The 18803-nt window shown below is 39.1% G+C and carries 13 protein-coding genes; 9 read left to right on the top strand and 4 right to left on the bottom strand.

Translation table 11 applies throughout. From position 1 onward, the window contains the following. The first annotated feature begins 137 nt into the window (after nucleotides 1–137). The gene (locus DRF67_RS09540; RefSeq protein WP_115928075.1) at nucleotides 138–2876 is read left to right on the top strand and encodes a fibronectin type III domain-containing protein; all 2739 of its coding nucleotides are present in this window, start codon (nucleotides 138–140) and stop codon (nucleotides 2874–2876) included. A gap of 222 nt (nucleotides 2877–3098) precedes the next feature. Here the strand turns inward: DRF67_RS09540 and DRF67_RS09535 are convergent, their stop codons facing one another. Continuing rightward, a complete protein-coding gene (locus DRF67_RS09535) occupies nucleotides 3099–4637 on the bottom strand; it encodes a toxin-antitoxin system YwqK family antitoxin (RefSeq protein WP_115928074.1) in 1539 nt (512 codons plus the stop codon). A 385-nt stretch (nucleotides 4638–5022) separates the two neighbouring features. Here DRF67_RS09535 and DRF67_RS09525 point away from each other — a divergent pair, with 385 nt between their 5' ends. Further along, nucleotides 5023–5724 carry a CoA transferase subunit A gene (locus DRF67_RS09525; protein ID WP_115928072.1) on the top strand — a complete coding sequence of 234 codons (702 nt, stop codon included), beginning with the start codon at nucleotides 5023–5025 and terminating at the stop codon, nucleotides 5722–5724. A 51-nt stretch (nucleotides 5725–5775) separates the two neighbouring features. Here DRF67_RS09525 and DRF67_RS09520 read toward each other — a convergent pair whose 3' ends face one another. Further along, nucleotides 5776–7578, bottom strand: a complete 1803-nt coding sequence (locus tag DRF67_RS09520) for an ABC transporter ATP-binding protein (RefSeq protein WP_115928071.1) — start codon at nucleotides 7576–7578, stop codon at nucleotides 5776–5778. A gap of 120 nt (nucleotides 7579–7698) precedes the next feature. On the opposite strand from DRF67_RS09520, the gene DRF67_RS09515 reads away from it, so the two are divergent. Beyond that, nucleotides 7699–8352 (top strand): CoA transferase subunit B, encoded by a 654-nt coding sequence (locus tag DRF67_RS09515; RefSeq protein WP_115928070.1) that lies wholly within the window; start codon nucleotides 7699–7701, stop codon nucleotides 8350–8352. 94 nt (nucleotides 8353–8446) lie between these two features. Here DRF67_RS09515 and DRF67_RS09510 read toward each other — a convergent pair whose 3' ends face one another. Both DRF67_RS09510 and DRF67_RS09505 read right to left on the bottom strand, forming a co-directional pair. Next, nucleotides 8447–8824: a hypothetical protein gene (locus DRF67_RS09510; RefSeq protein ID WP_123912720.1), complete on the bottom strand. Its 378-nt coding sequence runs from the start codon at nucleotides 8822–8824 to the stop codon at nucleotides 8447–8449. 224 nt (nucleotides 8825–9048) lie between these two features. Continuing rightward, nucleotides 9049–9885, bottom strand: a complete 837-nt coding sequence (locus DRF67_RS09505; protein ID WP_115928197.1) for a DUF4197 domain-containing protein — start codon at nucleotides 9883–9885, stop codon at nucleotides 9049–9051. 331 nt (nucleotides 9886–10216) lie between these two features. Here DRF67_RS09505 and DRF67_RS09500 point away from each other — a divergent pair, with 331 nt between their 5' ends. The 6 genes from DRF67_RS09500 to DRF67_RS09475 all read left to right on the top strand — a co-directional run bounded on the left by DRF67_RS09500 (nucleotide 10217) and on the right by DRF67_RS09475 (nucleotide 18622). Continuing rightward, nucleotides 10217–12370, top strand: coding sequence for a glycoside hydrolase family 20 protein (locus DRF67_RS09500; protein WP_394337865.1), 2154 nt, complete (start codon nucleotides 10217–10219; stop codon nucleotides 12368–12370). Between the two features lie 151 nt (nucleotides 12371–12521). Continuing rightward, nucleotides 12522–13517: an isoaspartyl peptidase/L-asparaginase family protein gene (locus DRF67_RS09495; protein WP_115928067.1), complete on the top strand. Its 996-nt coding sequence runs from the start codon at nucleotides 12522–12524 to the stop codon at nucleotides 13515–13517. An 85-nt stretch (nucleotides 13518–13602) separates the two neighbouring features. Then, complete coding sequence (locus tag DRF67_RS09490) at nucleotides 13603–14154, top strand: hypothetical protein (RefSeq protein ID WP_115928066.1); 552 nt, start codon at nucleotides 13603–13605, stop codon at nucleotides 14152–14154. Between the two features lie 19 nt (nucleotides 14155–14173). After that, nucleotides 14174–14848 carry a copper homeostasis protein CutC gene (locus tag DRF67_RS09485; RefSeq protein WP_115928065.1) on the top strand — a complete coding sequence of 225 codons (675 nt, stop codon included), beginning with the start codon at nucleotides 14174–14176 and terminating at the stop codon, nucleotides 14846–14848. A 124-nt stretch (nucleotides 14849–14972) separates the two neighbouring features. Beyond that, entirely contained in the window at nucleotides 14973–17438 is a 2466-nt protein-coding gene (locus DRF67_RS09480; RefSeq protein ID WP_115928064.1) for a beta-mannosidase, read from the top strand. Nucleotides 17439–17713: 275 nt separating this feature from the next. Beyond that, the gene (locus DRF67_RS09475) at nucleotides 17714–18622 is read left to right on the top strand and encodes an AEC family transporter (RefSeq protein WP_115928063.1); all 909 of its coding nucleotides are present in this window, start codon (nucleotides 17714–17716) and stop codon (nucleotides 18620–18622) included. The last annotated feature ends 181 nt before the right edge of the window (nucleotides 18623–18803 follow it).

Genomic DNA, 18803 nt, shown 5'->3' with positions numbered 1-18803 from the left:
ACGTTTTCTTTAAGATTCCATCAGGCATAGTTTATATGTGAATAATACTTTTGCCCGAAATAAAAATCGGGACAACAGTTCTTAAATTATTGATTTACAATTAAAACTTTAAGTGTCATTTTAAAACTAAAACTATTATGAAATATTATTTCTTCTTTTTTTGTTTCGTGGTCCAGATGGCTTTCGGGCAGGTTTTGTTCCCATATTTGCAAAACCCCACTCCGAATTCTATGATCGTCAACTGGAAGACCGCTTCCAATAATGAAACAACCGTTATATACGGTAATTCTCCGACAAATCTGAATGTGACCGTAACAGGAACTACCAATATATTTTCAGATACAGGATACAATAACAATTATTATTATCACACGGCAAAGATTGCCAACCTCCTGCCTAACACCAAATATTACTATAAGATAAAAACAGGAACCAATGAATCTGCTGTATACAACTTCAGAACACTTCCTTTACCAGGACAGGCGGTAACAGCAAACGGAAAGATCCGGTTCCTGATTATGGGAGACAACCAGATAAAAGCCGAACCAAGATATGATAGCCTTACCCTGAATGCTTATAAAAAACTGAAAGAAAAATATGGAGCCAATTCTGACCCATCAGATAATATTGCTCTTACCTTTATGGTAGGTGACCAGGTAGATGTGGGAACTTTGGATCATTATGAGAATGTTCACTTTAAGAAAAATATCAAATTATCACCTTATTTACCAATCCAGACTACGGTGGGTAATCATGAAACCTACGGAACTCTGGGAATGAATTCTTATTATGCTCATTTTTATATCGACGAAATAAAATATAAGAACATCAGTTCCGGTAATGAAAATTACTATGCACAACAGGCCGGTAATGTATTATTTATCAGCTTAAGTTCTGAACATACCGGTTCCGCACAACAGATATGGCTGCAGCAGATTTTAAATGAGGCGAATAATGATCCTACGGTAGACTGGATCATTTCTCTAAGCCACAGACCGTATCAGGCAGAGCAGTATGTTGGGGATATTTCCACCTGGGTCCGTGATAATGCCGTTCCAATGCTGGTAACCTCCGGGAAATATCTGATGCATGTAGGTGCTCACCATCATCTCTATCACAGAGGCCAGCTGAAAAATACCCCGACCTATCAGATCATTTCTGGTGGAACTGCCTGGGACCAGTATTGGGGAATGTCCAATGAAAAAGATTTTGATGATGTTCAGAAAACCCTTACAGACTGGACGTACCAGATTGTGGAAGTGGATATTCCGACCGGAAAAGTAGATATCGAATGCTATTCCATCGGAGGAATCTATAACCGGAAAAATAATGTGCTGGTAGATTCCTTCCACAGATATAAAAATCAGCCGAAACCTGCTAAGCCGTCCATTGGCAACACCTTCTCCGGACCTGTCACATTACCTCTGACACTGGATGGAAGCACATTTTCATCTTCCAATGGTGAGCTTTTGAATACAACACAATTTCTGATCAGCAAAACAGCCAATTTTTCGGTGATTGAAAAAGAATTCTACCGCGATTTTGAAAACTGGTTCGGAAAAGACGGAAACGGAACTCCGGATAAGACAAAAAACTTAAATGACGGAGTCGATATTACGAAAGCAACCCTGCCGGCCAACTCTGTTCCCAACGGTAATTATTATGTGAAAGTCCGTTACAGAGATAGAAACTTGGAGTGGAGTGACTGGAGTGATGTAAAGCAATTCGAGATCACAGGCAGTGTGGTTTCAAACCCGACATTTGCATTGGATAAAACGGAGTATGCACAAAACGAAGCGATCACTGCTACCTACACCGGAGGTCCCGGGAACCAGCAGGATTGGGTAGGTATTTATAAGAAAGGACAGACACCTGCCACGACGACTTCACAGGGATACATTTATACCAATGGACAGACCGCCGGAACGGTTACTTTTACCAATGGTCTGGCCACTAAAGGGCAGTATTTTGCAGGCTTTTTTGCCAACAGCGGTTACACGGAAATTACCCCAAGAAAAAATTTCTATGTAGGGCCGAAAGTTCAGCTGCAGGCTACAGCTGATACCTATCCTGTAGGAGGTACGGTAACCATTAATTTTACCAACGGACCCAATTTGCAGAAAGACTGGGTGGGAATTTATAAAATGGGCCAGACACCGGGACCTACACCTTCAATTAAATGGAGCTATGTAACTGCTGCATCGGGAACACTTAATTTTACAGGTCTTCCCAAAGGATATTATTATGCGCAGTACCTGCTTGAAGATGGTTATACCGGAATCGGAGAAAAAGTATTCTTTAAAGTAGGAGATATTGTAACCGAATTGTGGATCAATAAACCGGTATATACTTTAGGTGAAAATATAACCGCTTCATGGACAGATTCCCCGGGAATTATCAAAGACTGGCTGGGGATTTATCCTCAGAATGTGCAGACTCCGGATGATAACTTTGTTTCGTATACTTATTTTGACGGGGTTACCCAGGGGACCAAAACGATTCAGGGTACTGCTGTGCCTACGACACCAGGAAACTATTATATGGTGATGTTTACCAATGATTCTTATACGGAAGTTTCAAACAGGGTACAGTTTCAGGTGGCTTCACCTACGCTGGGAACAGACGAAACAAGAAGTACCGAGAAAAATGTAGTCCTGTATCCGAATCCTACAAAACCAGGAGAGCCTACTTTCATTAAGAGTGATTATCCTATTGAGAAAATTGAGCTGGTATCTGCATCAGGTGAACTGCTGTATGTATCAAAAAATATCAATAACCAACGCTTCTCTCTGGTGAATGAAAACCTTCCTAAAGGAGTCTATTTTGTAAAAGTGCACGGAAGAAAATTATTTACTTTAAAACTGATCATCCAGTAAAAGGAACATCATGATAAAAGTAAACAGGCTGTCACCGATGACAGCCTGTTTTTATTGAATACAGTCTCCTGTTTTTCTACCTGAAATTTCCTCCATCAATAGGAAATCAATCAGTTTTCAAGATCCTGTATGCAAAAAATTATCGATGGATTGGTGAGATCCGGTGGAAATAAAAAAGCAGTTCCAAAGTGGAAACTGCTTTTAATCTATATGTAAGGATGATTATTCCAATGGATAGTACAAATCATTTTCCTCTATGGTTGTTTGGGTTTCGCCGGTGATAAATTCATCTTCAGCATCTGCAAGAATCTTGGTTTCCTGGATCATTTTCCCATCTCCATTGTAAAGCTTTAGCAGTACCCATTTTCCGCTTCGCTCAAGTTCCTTCGCTCCGTTCAGTGTTCTGACTTTTATCTTTCCGCTTTGAAGAACTCCTCCTTTTACTGAAGCTTTATTGGCAGGTTTACCTTTCACATATTGTACGATTTGTGCTGTAAAGTTATAATCTTCATCTCCATCTTCACTGAGGCGCTGTGTAAAAGTATACAAGGGAGCTCCCGTGTTATCATAAACAATTCCTTCATAGCTCATTTGTTTGGTGTTCAGCTTTTTATCAGCCTGGAGTTTCTTTTCTAAGGTATATCTTTTTATGTTCACTATAAGGCCGTCTTTATACTGCTGCTCACTAAGTTCCTCATAAAAAGTACCATTGTAAGGCATACCATCCTTATGCGTTAAAGTCGATTTCAGCTTGCCATCGGGACTGTAATATTTGATTTCCTGCGTCACTTCATCTTTCAGTGTTTTTTCTGATGCTAACTTTCCATCTTCATCAAAAATCTTAGTCGCTACGATTGAACCGTTCTGATAAACATCAATAGAAGAGATCTGGCTATACTGATAAGCCAGCTGATAATCTTCACCTTCCATGGGATTGTAGGCATCATTTTCCTTATCATACCCATATACAAGATGTCCTATTTTTTTTCCGGATTCATCATATGTGGTCTTATAGCCGTCTTTTTTATTCATTTTCTGCTCCTGCAAGATTTTTCCGCTTGTACTGTAGATCACTCCTTCCTTTACGCTGCCGTCTTTTCTGTATTTTTCGATCTTGGATATCCTCATCGGATTTGAGTAATAATCAGCCATCATATTTTCACCTGAACCGGAAGAAGTTCCTGTGCCTAGATATTTTCCTTTTTCACCATAATATTTCGTTTCAGTATTACTGTCCTTATCGATGATGGTTTCATGTCTGATCCCTTTAATATCATCATCGTAAACGGTGGTTTTTATAGGCATCGAATTTTCATAATCCACCAGAATATTAAATTCAATTCCGTCCTCAGCATCTTTATAGCTGAACATCTTCCCTGAAAAATTTCCATCGGCTTTATATATCATATCTTCAATCAATCTGCCTTTCGCATCATAAGACTGAGAAGGGCCTATCTGCTTGCCACCGGAATAAGTAATGGTATTCATAACCTTTCCTTCAGGAGTATACCATGTTACTTTTCCCTCAAAAACTTCGCTGTTTGGAGTGGTATCAGAAGCCAGCCCTTCCATTTGCAGCGTTCCGTTCTTGTAAAAATCTTTGAGGAGGGTCAATTTCCCTTTAGAAGTAGATTCACGATAGTATTCCATATTTTCCGGGGTAGTCTTCTCCCAGTTTTCATCGAAATAAGTTTTTTCCTGAGCATATACGTTGATGCTGAATACCAATGCAAGTACCGCTGACGTAAATAGTTTTTTCATGCTTTTATTTAGTTTTGATTGTGTATGTTTTTGATTAATTGTTTTGTATGGTGATCATGTAACCGTAAAAGGTTGGAGTAATAGAGGGGCCCGATCAGGCCACTGTGAAATAATTTTTACATTGAAATTGCGTTTAAAAAAATCATATCCGCGTGATGCAGCAGATACCATTTTTGAATTTGAAGCCCCAAATATAAATCAATTTGAGCATAAAAAGGCAAAAAAGTGAACAGATCTGTTCACTTTTTATTGTAACCAATTGAATATAATTGTTTTAAATGACTAAAATGGCTGGTTAATAAGAGGTAAAACTCAATAGTATTTCCAGTGACTGGATATACAGGAAAATTTATTAAATTTAGCCAACAGAAAAATCTAATATTTCATGATAGATAAAAGAGTAAACAATGCACAGGAGGCCATCGAGGGAATTAAAGATGGAATGACACTGATGTTGGGCGGATTTGGACTTTGCGGGATTCCTGAAAATTCCATTAATGCTTTAGTAGAAAGTGATGTGAAAGATCTTACCTGTATTTCCAACAATGCTGGTGTAGACGACTTCGGGTTGGGATTATTACTGCATAAAAGACAGATCAGAAAGATGATCTCTTCTTATGTAGGTGAAAATGCAGAATTCGAAAGACAGATGCTTTCGGGTGAATTAGAGGTAGAGCTTACTCCACAGGGAACTTTAGCTGAAAAATGCAGAGCTGCTCAAGCCGGAATTCCTGCTTTTTATACGCCTGCGGGCTATGGTACGGAAGTAGCGGAAGGTAAAGAGGTTAAAGAATTCCACGGAAAGCCTCATATTCTGGAACATGCTTTCGAGGCAGACTTTTCTATTGTGAAGGCCTGGAAGGGAGATCATGCGGGTAATCTTATTTTTAAAGGATCTGCAAGAAACTTCAACCATCCGATGGCCGGAGCAGGTAAAATTACCATTGCGGAGGTGGAAGAACTGGTAGCGCCTGGGCAGTTAGATCCTAATGAAATTCATATCCCGGGAATTATGATCCAGAGAATATTCCAGGGTGAAAAATTTGAAAAAAGAATTGAACAAAGAACTGTTAGAACTAAAGAGTAAATCTCTGGAAAAAGATAAAAAGAAAGCGCTGAAAATCATTCAGCGCTTTTTTTATGCCTGTGGCGTCAGTGTTTTTCTTTCTCCGATCTGCTGGCGCCACATGGCGTAATAAAGTCCTTTTTCTGCAATTAGTTTTTCGTGGGATCCTGTTTCTACCACTTGTCCACGTTCAAGGACATAGATGCGGTCTGCATGCATGATCGTACTCAAACGGTGGGCAATAAGAACGGTAATTTGCTCCCTTTCTTTTGAAATGTCTTTTATTGTAGAAGTTATCTCTTCCTCAGTAATGCTGTCTAATGCTGAAGTTGCTTCATCAAAGATCAGGAGATGAGGTTTTCTTAGCAAGGCTCTTGCAATGGCAATCCTTTGTTTTTCACCGCCGCTTAGCTTCAGTCCACCTTCACCAATGACCGTTTCAATCCCTTTTTCAGCTCTTTCAAGAAGTGCTGTACAACTTGATTTTTGTAGAGCAACAGCCAGTTCTTCTTCAGTTGCGTTTGGATTGACAAAGAGAAGATTTTCTTTGATGGTTCCTGCAAATAGCTGCGTATCCTGGGTCACAAAACCGATTTGATTTCTCAGCTCATCAAAATCAAACTCCTTCCCATTCACGGTGTTGTAAAAAATATTGCCCTCCTGGGGTCTGTAAAGTCCCACCAGCAATTTTACCAGGGTACTTTTACCTGAACCGCTGGGGCCAACAAAAGCAATGGTCTCCCCGTTTTTGACATCAAAAGAGATATTATTTAATGCTTTATACTGAGCAGACTGATGCTTAAAAGACACATGCTTAAATTCCAGCTCTTCAATAGCTCCGATCTGTTTCGGATGAAGTGGTTTTTCCTCTACTTCCTTTCTCATCAGGCGGTCAAAATTTTGCAGTGATGCTTCAGCTTCACGGTAAGAGATGATAATATTCCCGATTTCCTGCATGGGCCCGAAAATGAAAAATCCGTAAAACATCAAGGACAGATATTGGCCCGGCGTCACAATATTCTTGAAAATCAGGAATAAAAGGGTAAGGGTAATCAGCTGTTGAAGAAAATTAACCATTGTTCCCTGAATGAAACTTAAAGAACGGATGCTTTTCACCTTCCGCAGTTCAAGTCCAAGGATTTTGTATGTATTGTTATTCAAACGGATTACTTCCTGGTTGGTGAGCCCTAAGCTTTTAACAATTTCAATATTTCGTAAGCTTTCTGTTGTACTTCCGGCCAAAGCCGTTGTTTCCGTCACAATATTCTTCTGAATGCTTTTTATCCTCTTGCTCAGTAAATTGGTGACAAAAGCAATCAGGAAAATTCCACAGATATACACCGGCATAATCGACCAATGTAAGCGGATCGCATACACGGATACAAAAATAATACTGACTAAAATTCCGAAGAAAATATTGATGAAATTGGTAATGAATTTTACAGTATCTTCTCTTACTTTGGTTAAAATCGACAAAGTTTCACCACTTCTCTGATCCTCAAACTCCTGATATGGCAAAGCCATTGAATGCTTTAAGCCATCTGTAAAGATCTTTGCTCCAAATTTCTGAGTAATGACACTGACTACATAATCCTGAAAGGCTTTAGCTATTCTGCTCACCATAGCGGTACCGATGAGAAGGCCTAAGAAATAAAATGCCCCATGGTATACCGGGCTTCCATACAGATATTCATTCAGATTTCTGGGCAGTAATTTTTCTTTGTCGAAAAAATTAGGATGAGTGACCAGCTGATCGAGAATATTCCCAGTAATGGCAGGTGCAAATAAAGAGAAAACCTGATTGACAGTAGCCAAAAATAAAGAGATAAGAATGAGCCACTGGTAAGGTTTAAGATATTTAAAAAGTATTTTCATTCGGTCTGATAAAAAAGCAAAATTACAGATATTATTTTAACTAACAGTGTTAATTGTTAAGCGCAATAAAGCCTTTTATATTCAGCTGAAAATATTTAAATTGCAGTCTAAGTTTTTATTATGCTTACAAAAGAACAAATTGCCAAAAGAATTTCAAAAGAACTGAAAGATCGTTATTATGTAAACCTGGGGATAGGAATTCCTACATTGGTTGCCAACTATGTTCCGGAGGGGATCTCCGTAGAATTCCAGAGTGAGAACGGAGTTCTGGGGATGGGGCCATTTCCATTCGAAGGAGAAGAGGATGCTGATATCATTAATGCCGGAAAACAAACCATTACTATTTTAGAAGGAGGTTCATTCTTCGATTCTGCATTTAGCTTCGGGATGATCCGTGGTCAGAAAGTGGATCTTACCATCCTTGGTGCGATGGAAGTTTCAGAGAACGGAGATATCGCCAACTGGAAAATTCCAGGAAAAATGGTGAAGGGAATGGGAGGTGCTATGGATCTCGTAGCTTCTGCTGAAAATATTATCGTTGCGATGATGCACGTCAATAAAGCAGGAGAAAGTAAAATCCTTAAAAAATGTACACTTCCTTTAACCGGAGTAAACTGTGTAAAAAAAGTAGTTACTGAACTAGCCGTTCTTGATGTGACTCCTGCCGGATTCAAACTGGTGGAAAGAGCACCTGGCGTTTCGGTAGAAGATATTATTAAAGCTACAGAAGCAGATATGATCATTGAAGGAGAAATTCCTGAAATGCAATTCTAATTTGATTCTACATCATAACAAGCTGCTGCAGAAATGTAAGCAGCTTTTTTATTTTCTACCTGATAAATAAAAGATTTTCACAATTTTAACAGTTTTATTTGTTGATCGTGAAAGTATAAGTGGGAACATTATCTTTAGAAGACTTCTTCCAGTTTTCTGAAAGATTGGGATCGTTCATTTCAATACCTTCTTCAGGTGAAATATCAAATTTGGAGAACCATTTTTGTGGATTTTCACTGTCTTTTTTAAAGTAGGTCTGCCTTACAATAAGGCTATCATGAGGTTTTACTGTAAAAGAATTATTGATTTCCTGCGCACCAAAAGCCTGTGACATTTTAATAACACCTGCTGTAAAGCTGATGGGTTTTTCAGAATTGTTTTTTACAATAAAGGCTGTCATCGAACTCCCTGTCATGGGCAAACAGCTTGTGATAAGAACAGCAAAAAGCATTATGGAGATTAGTTTTTTCATCGTGGTTTTTAGTTTATGTTTTACATTGATAATCATCATATTCTGAAATGATTATTTTGTAATGGTAGTGAACCGAAGTTATGAAAAAAATATGATGTGTATATAACAGGACATTCTCTGCATATTATAATGAAAAAATAAATTAGTAAAAGGCCTGATATAAAAGTGCTGTTTCATTGCGAAACAGCACTTTTTTATTGTAATACTTAGTTGTCAATCCAATTCTATTTTCCATCCTGAGCCCCGAAAACCTTCTGTAAGATACTGGTTGTTCTCATGGCAGGTGTATTCCTGATTCCGCTTTCCTTATCAGCGACCATCTTAAACACTCCATTAATGGTTTCTGTAGTAACATACTCATTAAGGTCAGTGGTTACAGACTGTCCTGTAAATGTATTGTATTTTGAGATAAGGTTTTTCCATACCGTATCAGCGCCTACTTTCCCCAGTGAGGCTTTTACTTTAGGCTGGAAAGCTGTGAACAATTGGCTTTGCGTTTTACCCTGAAGGTAGCTCGTTGCTGCATTATCAGTACCTAGCAGGATGTTCTTAGCATCTGTAATGGTCATGGAAGTAATAGCATTCGTAAAAATAGGAGCTGCTTCCGTAACGGCATCTTCAGCGGCTCTGTTAAGAAGTTTTACCCCTTCATCAGCAAGACTTCCCATTCCAATCGAACGTAGAGTGGTGTCAATTTTTCTCAGTTTCTCAGGCATTAGTATTTTTACGGCTTCATTTTTGAAAAAGCCATCCGTTAAGGCCAGTTTTTTTACGCCGTCAGTTACTCCGAGGCTTAATGCCTCTTTTAATCCTGATGAAATCTGGGTTGAGGTCAGATTCCCAAGATTGACAGGGGAATTGCTGTTGCCGTTAACACCCACACCTGTCGTAGCCGTAGTGGTTTTGGATGGTGTTGTAGCTGTTGTGCCTTTGGTTTTTACCGGAGTATTAAGATCTACCCCTGTTTTATCTTTAATAGTGGACTTTATTACGTCAAATAGTTGCGCTTGTGCAGATACTGAAAATAATAATCCGGCTGCCAGAAAAATGCTTTTTTTCATCGTTTTTTTTACAAATTTAAACTTAAATTCTTGATTTCGCTTACCCATAGCAAAAAACAAACCATAGTATTGCTTATATTGAATTCTTACCATAACCTTTGAGAGACCGGCGTGCTTTTCAGTGGAATACGCATGAAAATAAAATGAGATAAAGAATGGTCGCTTTTGTGGAAGAAAAATTTTTTCAAAAGGTTTTGAAAAATAATTATCTTAGCTAAAACGTTAATTACTACCCATGATAAGATCTTTTTTTTTGTTTTTTACTTTATTTTCAACTGCGATTTTCGCTCAGGATAAATTGAATTTAATTCCCTATCCCCAAACATTACAGATGACTGATGGTACCTTTATCATCCCTGAAACCTTGAATCTGGATAGTAATTTACCTAAAAATGAAACGGAATATCTGAAGAAGCGATTGGGTTCAGGGATAAAATGGAAAGATGTGAAAGGGAAGGATGCTCATTTAGCTTATTCAAAACTTTCCAATGCACCCGCAGGAAAAGACGAGTTTTATAACCTTGAAATTTCGCCCAGTCAGATCATCATCAAATCATATACGCAGGAAGGATACTTCCGGGCTCTTCAAACGGTAATTCAGTTACTTGAAAACTATAAGACGGAAAAGAAAATTCCGGCTATGAAGATCGAGGATCATCCAAAATTTGCATGGCGGGGAATGCATCTGGATGTTTGCCGTCATTTTTTCACAGTGGATGAGGTGAAGCAATACATTGATTACCTGGCGATGTACAAGCTGAATACGTTCCATTGGCATTTAACGGATGATCAGGGATGGAGAATTGAAATTAAGAAGTACCCAAAACTGACTCAGGTGGGTTCAAAACGTAAAGAATCCATGATCGGAGCTTATGTGGACAATACATTTGATGGAAAACCTTACGGACCGTATTTTTACACGCAGGAACAAATAAAAGAGGTCATAAAATATGCTCAGGACAGACATATTACGGTGGTTCCGGAAATAGAAATGCCGGGTCATGCTTTGGCTGCGTTATCTGCATATCCTGAATTGGCCTGCACCAAAGGCCCTTTTGAACCGGCTACAAAATGGGGCGTTTTTGATGATGTCTTCTGCCCGAAAGAAGAAACGTTCACGTTTCTGGAAAATGTACTGGATGAAGTAATAGATTTGTTTCCATCGCAATATATTCACATCGGAGGTGATGAATGTCCAAAAACAAGATGGAAAGAATGTGCCCATTGCCAGGAGCTTATCAAAAAGAATAACTTAAAGGACGAACATGGCTTACAGAGCTATTTTATTCAGAGAATTGAAAAATATGTCAATACCAAAGGAAGAAAGATCATTGGATGGGATGAAATTCTGGAAGGTGGCCTGGCTCCTAACGCTGCCGTAATGAGCTGGACAGGAGTAAACGGAGGTATTGAGGCCGCAAAATCCAAACATTTTGCCGTGATGACTCCCGGAGCATATTGCTATTTTGACCATTATCAGGGAGACCCTCAGTCAGAGCCTAATGCATTCGGAGGTTTTACTCCCCTGGATAAAGTGTATTCTTATAATCCGGTCCCGGCAGAGCTGAGTCCGGAGCAGGCAAAATATATTTTAGGGGTTCAGGCGAATTTATGGACCGAGTATATTCTGGATTTTAAACAGGTGCAGTATATGATTTTTCCGAGGCTTTTTGCACTTTCTGAAGTGGGATGGGGAACGGCGGACCCTAAGAATTATAAAGAATTTGAAAACAGGGTAATCCATGAATTTAAAGTGCTGGACAGGTTGAATGTAAACTACGCGAAAAGTATTTACAACATTACCGGAAAAGTTGTTTCCTCCCAGCAGGGAATTGCATATGAACTCTCCACTTCACAAAATCCTGAGGGGATACGCTATACCTTAGACGGAACAGTTCCCTCTGCCCGTTCCAATGCCTATAGAAGCCGCATTCCGATTCCAAAATCTTTAACACTCAAATCCGCTTATTTTGAGGATGGACAATTAAAAAGTGCTGTTTCTACACAACCATTCACCATCTCAAAGACAACAGGAAAAAACATCACTCTGGAACAGCAACCCAGTGAAAACTATTCTTTTGGAGGTGCCCTCACTCTCGTAGACGGCATTATTGGAAATGTAAAACAATTGGGGAAAACGTGGCTGGGTTTTCAGGGGAAAGATGTGGCTGCCACTATTGATTTCGGAAATAAAACTGCGTTTTCTGAAGTGTCCTTCAATACCCTGGAAAATAAAGGAAGCTGGATTCATCTGGCTAAATCTGCAAAGATTTTTGTTTCTGATGATAACAGGAATTTTAAAATGATCAAAGAAATAGGAAAAGAAGATATTCAAAATGCCAAAGGAAAGATCAAAGCGAATGTCGGAACACAGAATGCAAAATACCTGAAAATCATTATTGAAAATGCAGGGATTATTCCAGCTGGAAATCCGGGAGCAGATTCAAAAGCATGGTTGTTTGTTGATGAAATAGGGGCTAATTAAGTCCGTGAAATTTTATATCCCTGAAAATTTAAACAGATCATGACAACAGCAATATCAATCAAAAATAATCCATAGATATTCGTTACGCTACTCTGTGGATTTCATAGAAGTTTTTTTTAGATTTGCTGGTATTATATAACTTTGAGACCCCATGAGCAATAACCGCAGAAGTTTTATCAAAAAGCTGGGAATAGCAACAGCTGCCCTGGCCGTCAATCCTTTAGATCTAATGGCTAAAGAATTGCCTGAAAACAATACTCCTATCAATAAGCCGATTGTTCTTTCCACCTGGAATTTCGGATTAAAAGCCAATGAAGAGGCCTGGACTATTCTCGGGAAAGGAGGAAAAGCCTTAGATGCAGTCGAAAAAGGAGTCCGGCTGGTAGAGCTGGATCCTAAAGAAAGAAGTGTAGGATACGGCGGACGTCCGGACAGAGATGGAAGGGTAACGCTGGATGCCTGTATTATGGACGAAAATTACAATATCGGTTCAGTGGCGTGCCTGGAGCATATCAAAAACCCTATTACAGTCGCCAGAGCGGTGATGGAAAAAACACCTCACGTGATGCTGGTAGGGGATGGGGCTTTACAGTTCGCGCTATCACAGGGTTTCAAAAAAGAAAACCTTCTTACCCCCGAATCAGAAAAAGAATGGAAAGAATGGCTGAAAACCAGCCAATATAAGCCCGTTGCCAATATTGAAAATCACGATACCATAGGAATGATCGCTCTGGATGCTCAGGGAAATCTTTCGGGAGCCTGCACCACCAGTGGAATGGCTTTTAAAATGCATGGAAGGGTAGGAGATTCACCTATTATCGGTGCCGGATTATTTGTAGATAATGAAGTGGGAGCCGCTACAGCGACAGGCCATGGCGAGGAAGTGATAAGAACAGTGGGAACCCATCTCGTGGTAGAACTGATGAGACAAGGGAGACATCCTCAGGCTGCCTGTAAGGAGGCCGTAGAAAGAATTGTAAAAATCAATCAGAGAAGAAACAAAAATCTGAAGGATATTCAGGTAGGCTTTATTGCCATTAATAAAAAAGGTGAATATGGTTCTTACTGTATTCAGGACGGCTTCAACTATGCTGTATACGATCAGAAAGGAAACCGGCTTGAAAAGCCTGAATTTGCTTTGAAATAATTTAAAAATTCAATAGGAATGGGCTTTAGCCCATTTGAACAAATTAAAGCCAATTATTGGCTTTAGCCAAAACATAAAAACAAATATGAAAAGAACGATTATCGCTTCTTTATTTCTGATTGTCGCATGTAAAGAGAAGAAGGAGATTAAAACAAATGTAAAACCGCAGCAGACAGAAGAAAAAGTAGTTTTAAATAACGAATCCAGTGAAGCAGAAGATGCTAAAAAGTGGTTGGAAAAGAGCATTGTGGATTATTTTAAAGCTGATATAGGAAGTGAAGAAAAGCATATGAAGAAGATCACGACTAAGGATTATTTCGATTATAAAACGGATGCAACAAACGTAGATATGGATGTAGATGGAAGCCTTACTGAAAGAGAATTTCAGGATAAGTGGAAATCAAAATTTGATACCCATAAAGCAGGAATTGGGGTTGGCTTCTTAATTACAGCACAGGATTGGAATAAGATTGAAGTCGTAAGCTGTGATTTAAAATCTTCCTCAAATGATGAATATACTTTTAATGTAGTGTTGGTTGATGATGGTTTTAAAGCTAAATATCCTTCAGTAATAAAAGTAGTAAAAGAAAACGGTTCCTTTCTCATTGCAGATGTAGTGCAGGACGAACCAAAATAGAATTAAACAGATACATAAAATGTCAAAAATAGAAATAGCCTGTTTTAACCCGGAATCAGCGATTATTGCCTTTGAAAACGGTGCCGACCGAATTGAATTCTGCGACGGATTAAGTGAAGGAGGAACGACTCCCGATATTGAAACCACCAAAGAGATCAGGAAAAAGATCACTATTCCGGTTTTTGTGATGATCCGTCCGAGAGGAGGAGATTTTACATATTCAGACTCCGAATTTGAACAGATGAAGAGTGATTTGCTTCAGCTGAAGTCAGCAAATGTAGATGGGTTTGTTTTTGGGATTCTTAACGAAAACGATGAGGTTAACTTAGAGCAGAATAAGACATTGGTGGAGCTGGCAGCACCATTGCCCTGTACTTTCCACAGAGCTTTCGACAGGGCTGCAACGCTTGAAGATTCTTTAGAAAAAGTAATTGAATGCGGCTTTAAGACCATCCTTACTTCCGGTCAGAAATCCAATGTATCCGAAGGAAGAGAAAACCTTAAAAAGCTGGTTGAACTTTCCAAGGGTAGAATCGAAATTCTTATAGGTGGCGGTCTCCGTTCCTCAAATATTGAAGAGATCAGATCGTTTACACAGGCAGGTTATTTTCATTCTTCAGCCATTATTGATGGCGGTGCGTTTGCGGACCCGGGAGAAGTGGCTGCGTTGAAGAGTAAGTTACAATGTTTTTAACGTAAAGTTTAAAATAAACTGTGTAATATTTAGAGGAAGACTAATGTGAAATTGGGATTACTGATTAATTTTAATAATGAACTTATTAAATATGGAATCCATAGAATTGTAAACAAATTTATTGATGAATAGAACTATCCTTTTTGCTTTTATTTTCGTTCAGAATTTATTTTTTGCTCAGTTGTCCCAAAGAAATCTATCTGCTGAAAAATGGCAGTTTAAAAATTCCAAAGATAAAAACTGGATGCCTGCGAGGATACCGGGAACCATTCACCTTGATCTGATGAATAACAACATCATTCCGGATCCTTTCAAAGATGAAAACGAAAAAAAAGTACAGTGGGTAGAAAATGAGGGTTGGGATTACCAAACCGCTTTTACAATTTCCGAGCAGGAACTCAATAACGAACATATTGATTTGGTTTTTAACGGACTGGATACCTTTTCAGAGATTTACCTTAACGGGAAGCTGTTAAAAAAAACGGACAATATGTTCAGGATATGGGAGCTTCCGGTAAAAGAACATCTGAAGTTGGGAGACAATGTATTGCAAGTTAGATTTGCATCTGCAGTGAATACAGGAAAAGAGCTGGCCAAGGCAGTTCCCTTTACCATGCCGGAATCACCGAGAAGCTTTGTAAGAAAGGCCCAATATCAATTTGGCTGGGATTGGGGTCCAAGGCTGGTGACTGCCGGAATCTGGAAAGAAGTAAACATCAGATTCTGGAATACGGCCGTATTGCAAAATGTCAATATTGAGCAGAAAGAATTATCCGATAAAAATGCAGAATTGGCCGTGCATACATTGATTTCTGCGGACAAAGCAGGAACTTACTCCATTACGGTTAACCATAAAACAAGTACGGTTCAGTTGAAAAAAGGCACTAACCGGATCGATATTCCCTTCAGCATTCAAAACCCGAAACTGTGGCAGCCTAACGGCTGGGGTGATCCCCATTTATATGATGTGAAAATTTCACTGAATCAAGATGCGAAATTGCTTTCTGATCAAACGGTGAAGATAGGATTAAGAACCATAGAGCTGGTGCAGGAGAAAGATCAAAAGGGAAGGTCTTTTTACTTTAAGGTCAATGGGAATCCGATGTATACCAAAGGAACCAATTGGATTCCTGCAGATAGCTTTTCACCCAGAGTTAACGCAGAAAAATACCAAAAACTGGTAAGAGACGCGAAAAAGGCTCACATGAATATGATCCGCATCTGGGGTGGAGGCATTTACGAAGATGATGAATTTTATAAAGCCTGTGATGAAAACGGAATTTTAGTATGGCAGGACTTCATGTTCGCGGGAAGCTTTTATCCTGCCGATGAAAACTTTCTGAATAATGTAAAAGAAGAGGTGAAAGATCAGGTGCGTAGGCTTCAGAACCATCCCTCAATCGCATTGTGGTGTGGGAATAATGAAATTGACGAAGCTATTGTCAACTGGGGCTATCAGAAACAGTTCAAATACTCTAAAAATGATTCACTGCAGGTTTGGAAAGACTATAAAAAGCTTTTTCACGAGGTGATTCCCCAGGCTTTAAAAGAGAATCTTACAGCAGATAAAAATATCTATTGGCCGAGCTCACCTTCCATAGGATGGGGGCACAAAGAAAGTCTTACAGAAGGAGATTCCCACTATTGGGGAGTCTGGTGGGGAGAACAACCCTTTGAAATTTACAACGAAAAAGTAGGACGATTTATGTCCGAATACGGATTTCAGGGAATGCCGACGCTGTCAGCTGTACGATCCATGTTTTCCAAAACTCCGGACCTCAATAGGGCGAATCCCATTGTAAAAGCTCATGAAAAGCATGCCAGGGGCTGGGATATTATCAATGAGTATATGAAACGTGATTATACGGTTCCCGATGATTTTGTACACTATAATTATGTTTCCCAGCTGCTGCAGGCCCGCGGGATGCAGATCGCTATCGAAGCCCATCGCCGGGCAAAGCCGTATAATATGGGAACTTTATATTGGCAGCTTAATGATTGCTGGCCGGTGGTTTCGTGGTCTTCCATTGATTATTCAGGGAACTGGAAGGCTTTTCATTACCAGGCCAGGAGAAGCTTTGAACCCGCAATGTTTTCCGTAACGGACACTGATAAAACATATGACATCTATCTTGTCAGCGACCTGCTTAAAGTAATAAAGTCGGAGGTAAAGGTTGAGTTAATTGATTTTGAAGGGAAGGCCCTTTGGAAAAACCAACAATCCTTTCAGATACAACCGAATGTCAGTAAAAAGATACTGAGTATCAGTAAATCTGACCTGAGCCGCTTTGATTTGTCAAAGGCGGTACTAAAGATCAGCTCCGGAAATGATACTGTTAACCAGAAACTGTTCTTTTTTAACAAGCCAAACGAGCTAAAACTTGTAAAACCTGCGATTAAGATTAAAAGAATATCCCCCATCGAAATTGAAGTTTCAACAGATGTTCTGGCAAAAGAGGTCTACCTGATTGGAGATACTCATTTCAGTGACAATTTTTTTGATCTGCTACCAAAAACTTCGAAAAGAATTATACTCTCGAAACCTTTGGAAAAATTTGGGGTAATGAGCCTTTGGGATACTGTAAATTAAATTTTTGTTTTTTGTTAAATAAACTGTTCTATAAAAAGTTGATCAATGACCAAAAATTTGTTTTATCTGTTACAAACCTTATAGGTTTCAAAAACCTATAAGGTTTAAACGTCAAATGATATTTAAATGCAAAGAGGTTTAAATCCCAAATGAAGTTTAAATCTAAAAAGAAAATCCCTATACCCGTTTTTACAGAAATCCTACCCAAAAAAATATAAATTTTACCTGTTCAACTGAAAAATCAGCCGTAAATTTGCATCATATTTTTTACAGTTATGGTAAATTTTGTTCTGATTGCAGTGTGCATTATCGCAGGAATGGTATTCAAAGCAACAAAATCTATCCACCCCGATGCCCATAAAGGCATCAATACCTGGATTCTTTATCTTGCTCTACCCGCAGTTTCTTTTAAATATCTGCCGAAAGTAAAATGGACAACAGAAATGTTGTTTCCTATAGTTGCTACTTTTTTAATTTCGGTTTTCTGTTTCTTCTTTATGATGTTTTACAGCAAAAGCAGAGGCTATTCAAGGCGTTCCCGAAGTACTTTGGAATTGGCGAGTGGGTACAGCAATACCTCTTTTATAGGCTTCCCGCTGATCAGCGCTTTTTATGGGGAAGGACTTCTAAGTATTGCTATTATTTGTGATCAAACCATGTTTTTTGCACTTTCCACCCTGGGGATTATAGCCGCCGTAAAAGGGGGGAGCAGATCCGGAAAAGTAAGCGCGGCATTTATTTTGAAACGACTGGTAACATTTCCGCCACTCATCGGATGTATATCTGCATTGGTATTATCGCAGTTTATAGATTTAACCGCAGCGGAACCGTTTTTTGATAAGCTGGCTGCCACCGTAAGCCCGTTGGCCTTATTTTCTGTCGGTTTGCAGTTGAAGTTTAATGGCTGGAAGAAACTGATTCCACAAATGTCGATGTCAATGCTTTATAAGCTCATTCTGGCGCCGGCAATAGTATTAGGTCTTGCTCTACTGGTGGGAATTAAGGGAGATGTGGCTAAAATTACAGTTTTTGAAGCCGCAATGCCCACATTGGTCACTTCCAGTATCATCGCGGAGCAGTTCAGGCTGAATACAAAACTTACGAATCTGATCATTGGCGTCAGTATCATCGTGGGCTTTATGACTTCTGCGATGTGGTATGAGATTACCGAGCTGCTGTTTTAACCATAAAAGTCATAAAAGCTTTTAATTTTCTTAATGGTTTAAAAATAACCGATTAGATCCTGAGGAATGGATAAAATGACTGATGGGAATACAGCTGATCATCAATCAGGCTTCTAGGATCCATTAAAGGAGTACGAAAGACTTTATTTAAAGTTGCAGTTCTCTGAGGAAACCTTTAATT

Origin of the sequence: Chryseobacterium pennipullorum (genome assembly GCF_003384725.1) — a bacterium.
GTDB lineage: Bacteria > Bacteroidota > Bacteroidia > Flavobacteriales > Weeksellaceae > Chryseobacterium > Chryseobacterium pennipullorum.
Note: the sequence above shows the minus strand (reverse complement) of the source record. Positions and strands in the feature narration are given on the sequence as shown.

Bases quoted from the DNA above. Each gene is read 5' to 3' on its own strand.
- DRF67_RS09520 (WP_115928071.1), bottom strand. From the start codon at position 7,578: ATGAAAATACTTTTTAAATATCTTAAACCTTACCAGTGGCTCATTCTT.
- DRF67_RS09480 (WP_115928064.1), top strand. From the start codon at position 14,973: ATGAATAGAACTATCCTTTTTGCTTTTATTTTCGTTCAGAATTTATTT.
- DRF67_RS09505 (WP_115928197.1), bottom strand. From the start codon at position 9,885: ATGAAAAAAAGCATTTTTCTGGCAGCCGGATTATTATTTTCAGTATCT.
- DRF67_RS09515 (WP_115928070.1), top strand. From the start codon at position 7,699: ATGCTTACAAAAGAACAAATTGCCAAAAGAATTTCAAAAGAACTGAAA.
- DRF67_RS09540 (WP_115928075.1), top strand. From the start codon at position 138: ATGAAATATTATTTCTTCTTTTTTTGTTTCGTGGTCCAGATGGCTTTC.
- DRF67_RS09485 (WP_115928065.1), top strand. From the start codon at position 14,174: ATGTCAAAAATAGAAATAGCCTGTTTTAACCCGGAATCAGCGATTATT.
- DRF67_RS09500 (WP_394337865.1), top strand. From the start codon at position 10,217: ATGACTGATGGTACCTTTATCATCCCTGAAACCTTGAATCTGGATAGT.
- DRF67_RS09490 (WP_115928066.1), top strand. From the start codon at position 13,603: ATGAAAAGAACGATTATCGCTTCTTTATTTCTGATTGTCGCATGTAAA.
- DRF67_RS09475 (WP_115928063.1), top strand. From the start codon at position 17,714: ATGGTAAATTTTGTTCTGATTGCAGTGTGCATTATCGCAGGAATGGTA.
- DRF67_RS09510 (WP_123912720.1), bottom strand. From the start codon at position 8,824: ATGAAAAAACTAATCTCCATAATGCTTTTTGCTGTTCTTATCACAAGC.
- DRF67_RS09535 (WP_115928074.1), bottom strand. From the start codon at position 4,637: ATGAAAAAACTATTTACGTCAGCGGTACTTGCATTGGTATTCAGCATC.
- DRF67_RS09525 (WP_115928072.1), top strand. From the start codon at position 5,023: ATGATAGATAAAAGAGTAAACAATGCACAGGAGGCCATCGAGGGAATT.
- DRF67_RS09495 (WP_115928067.1), top strand. From the start codon at position 12,522: ATGAGCAATAACCGCAGAAGTTTTATCAAAAAGCTGGGAATAGCAACA.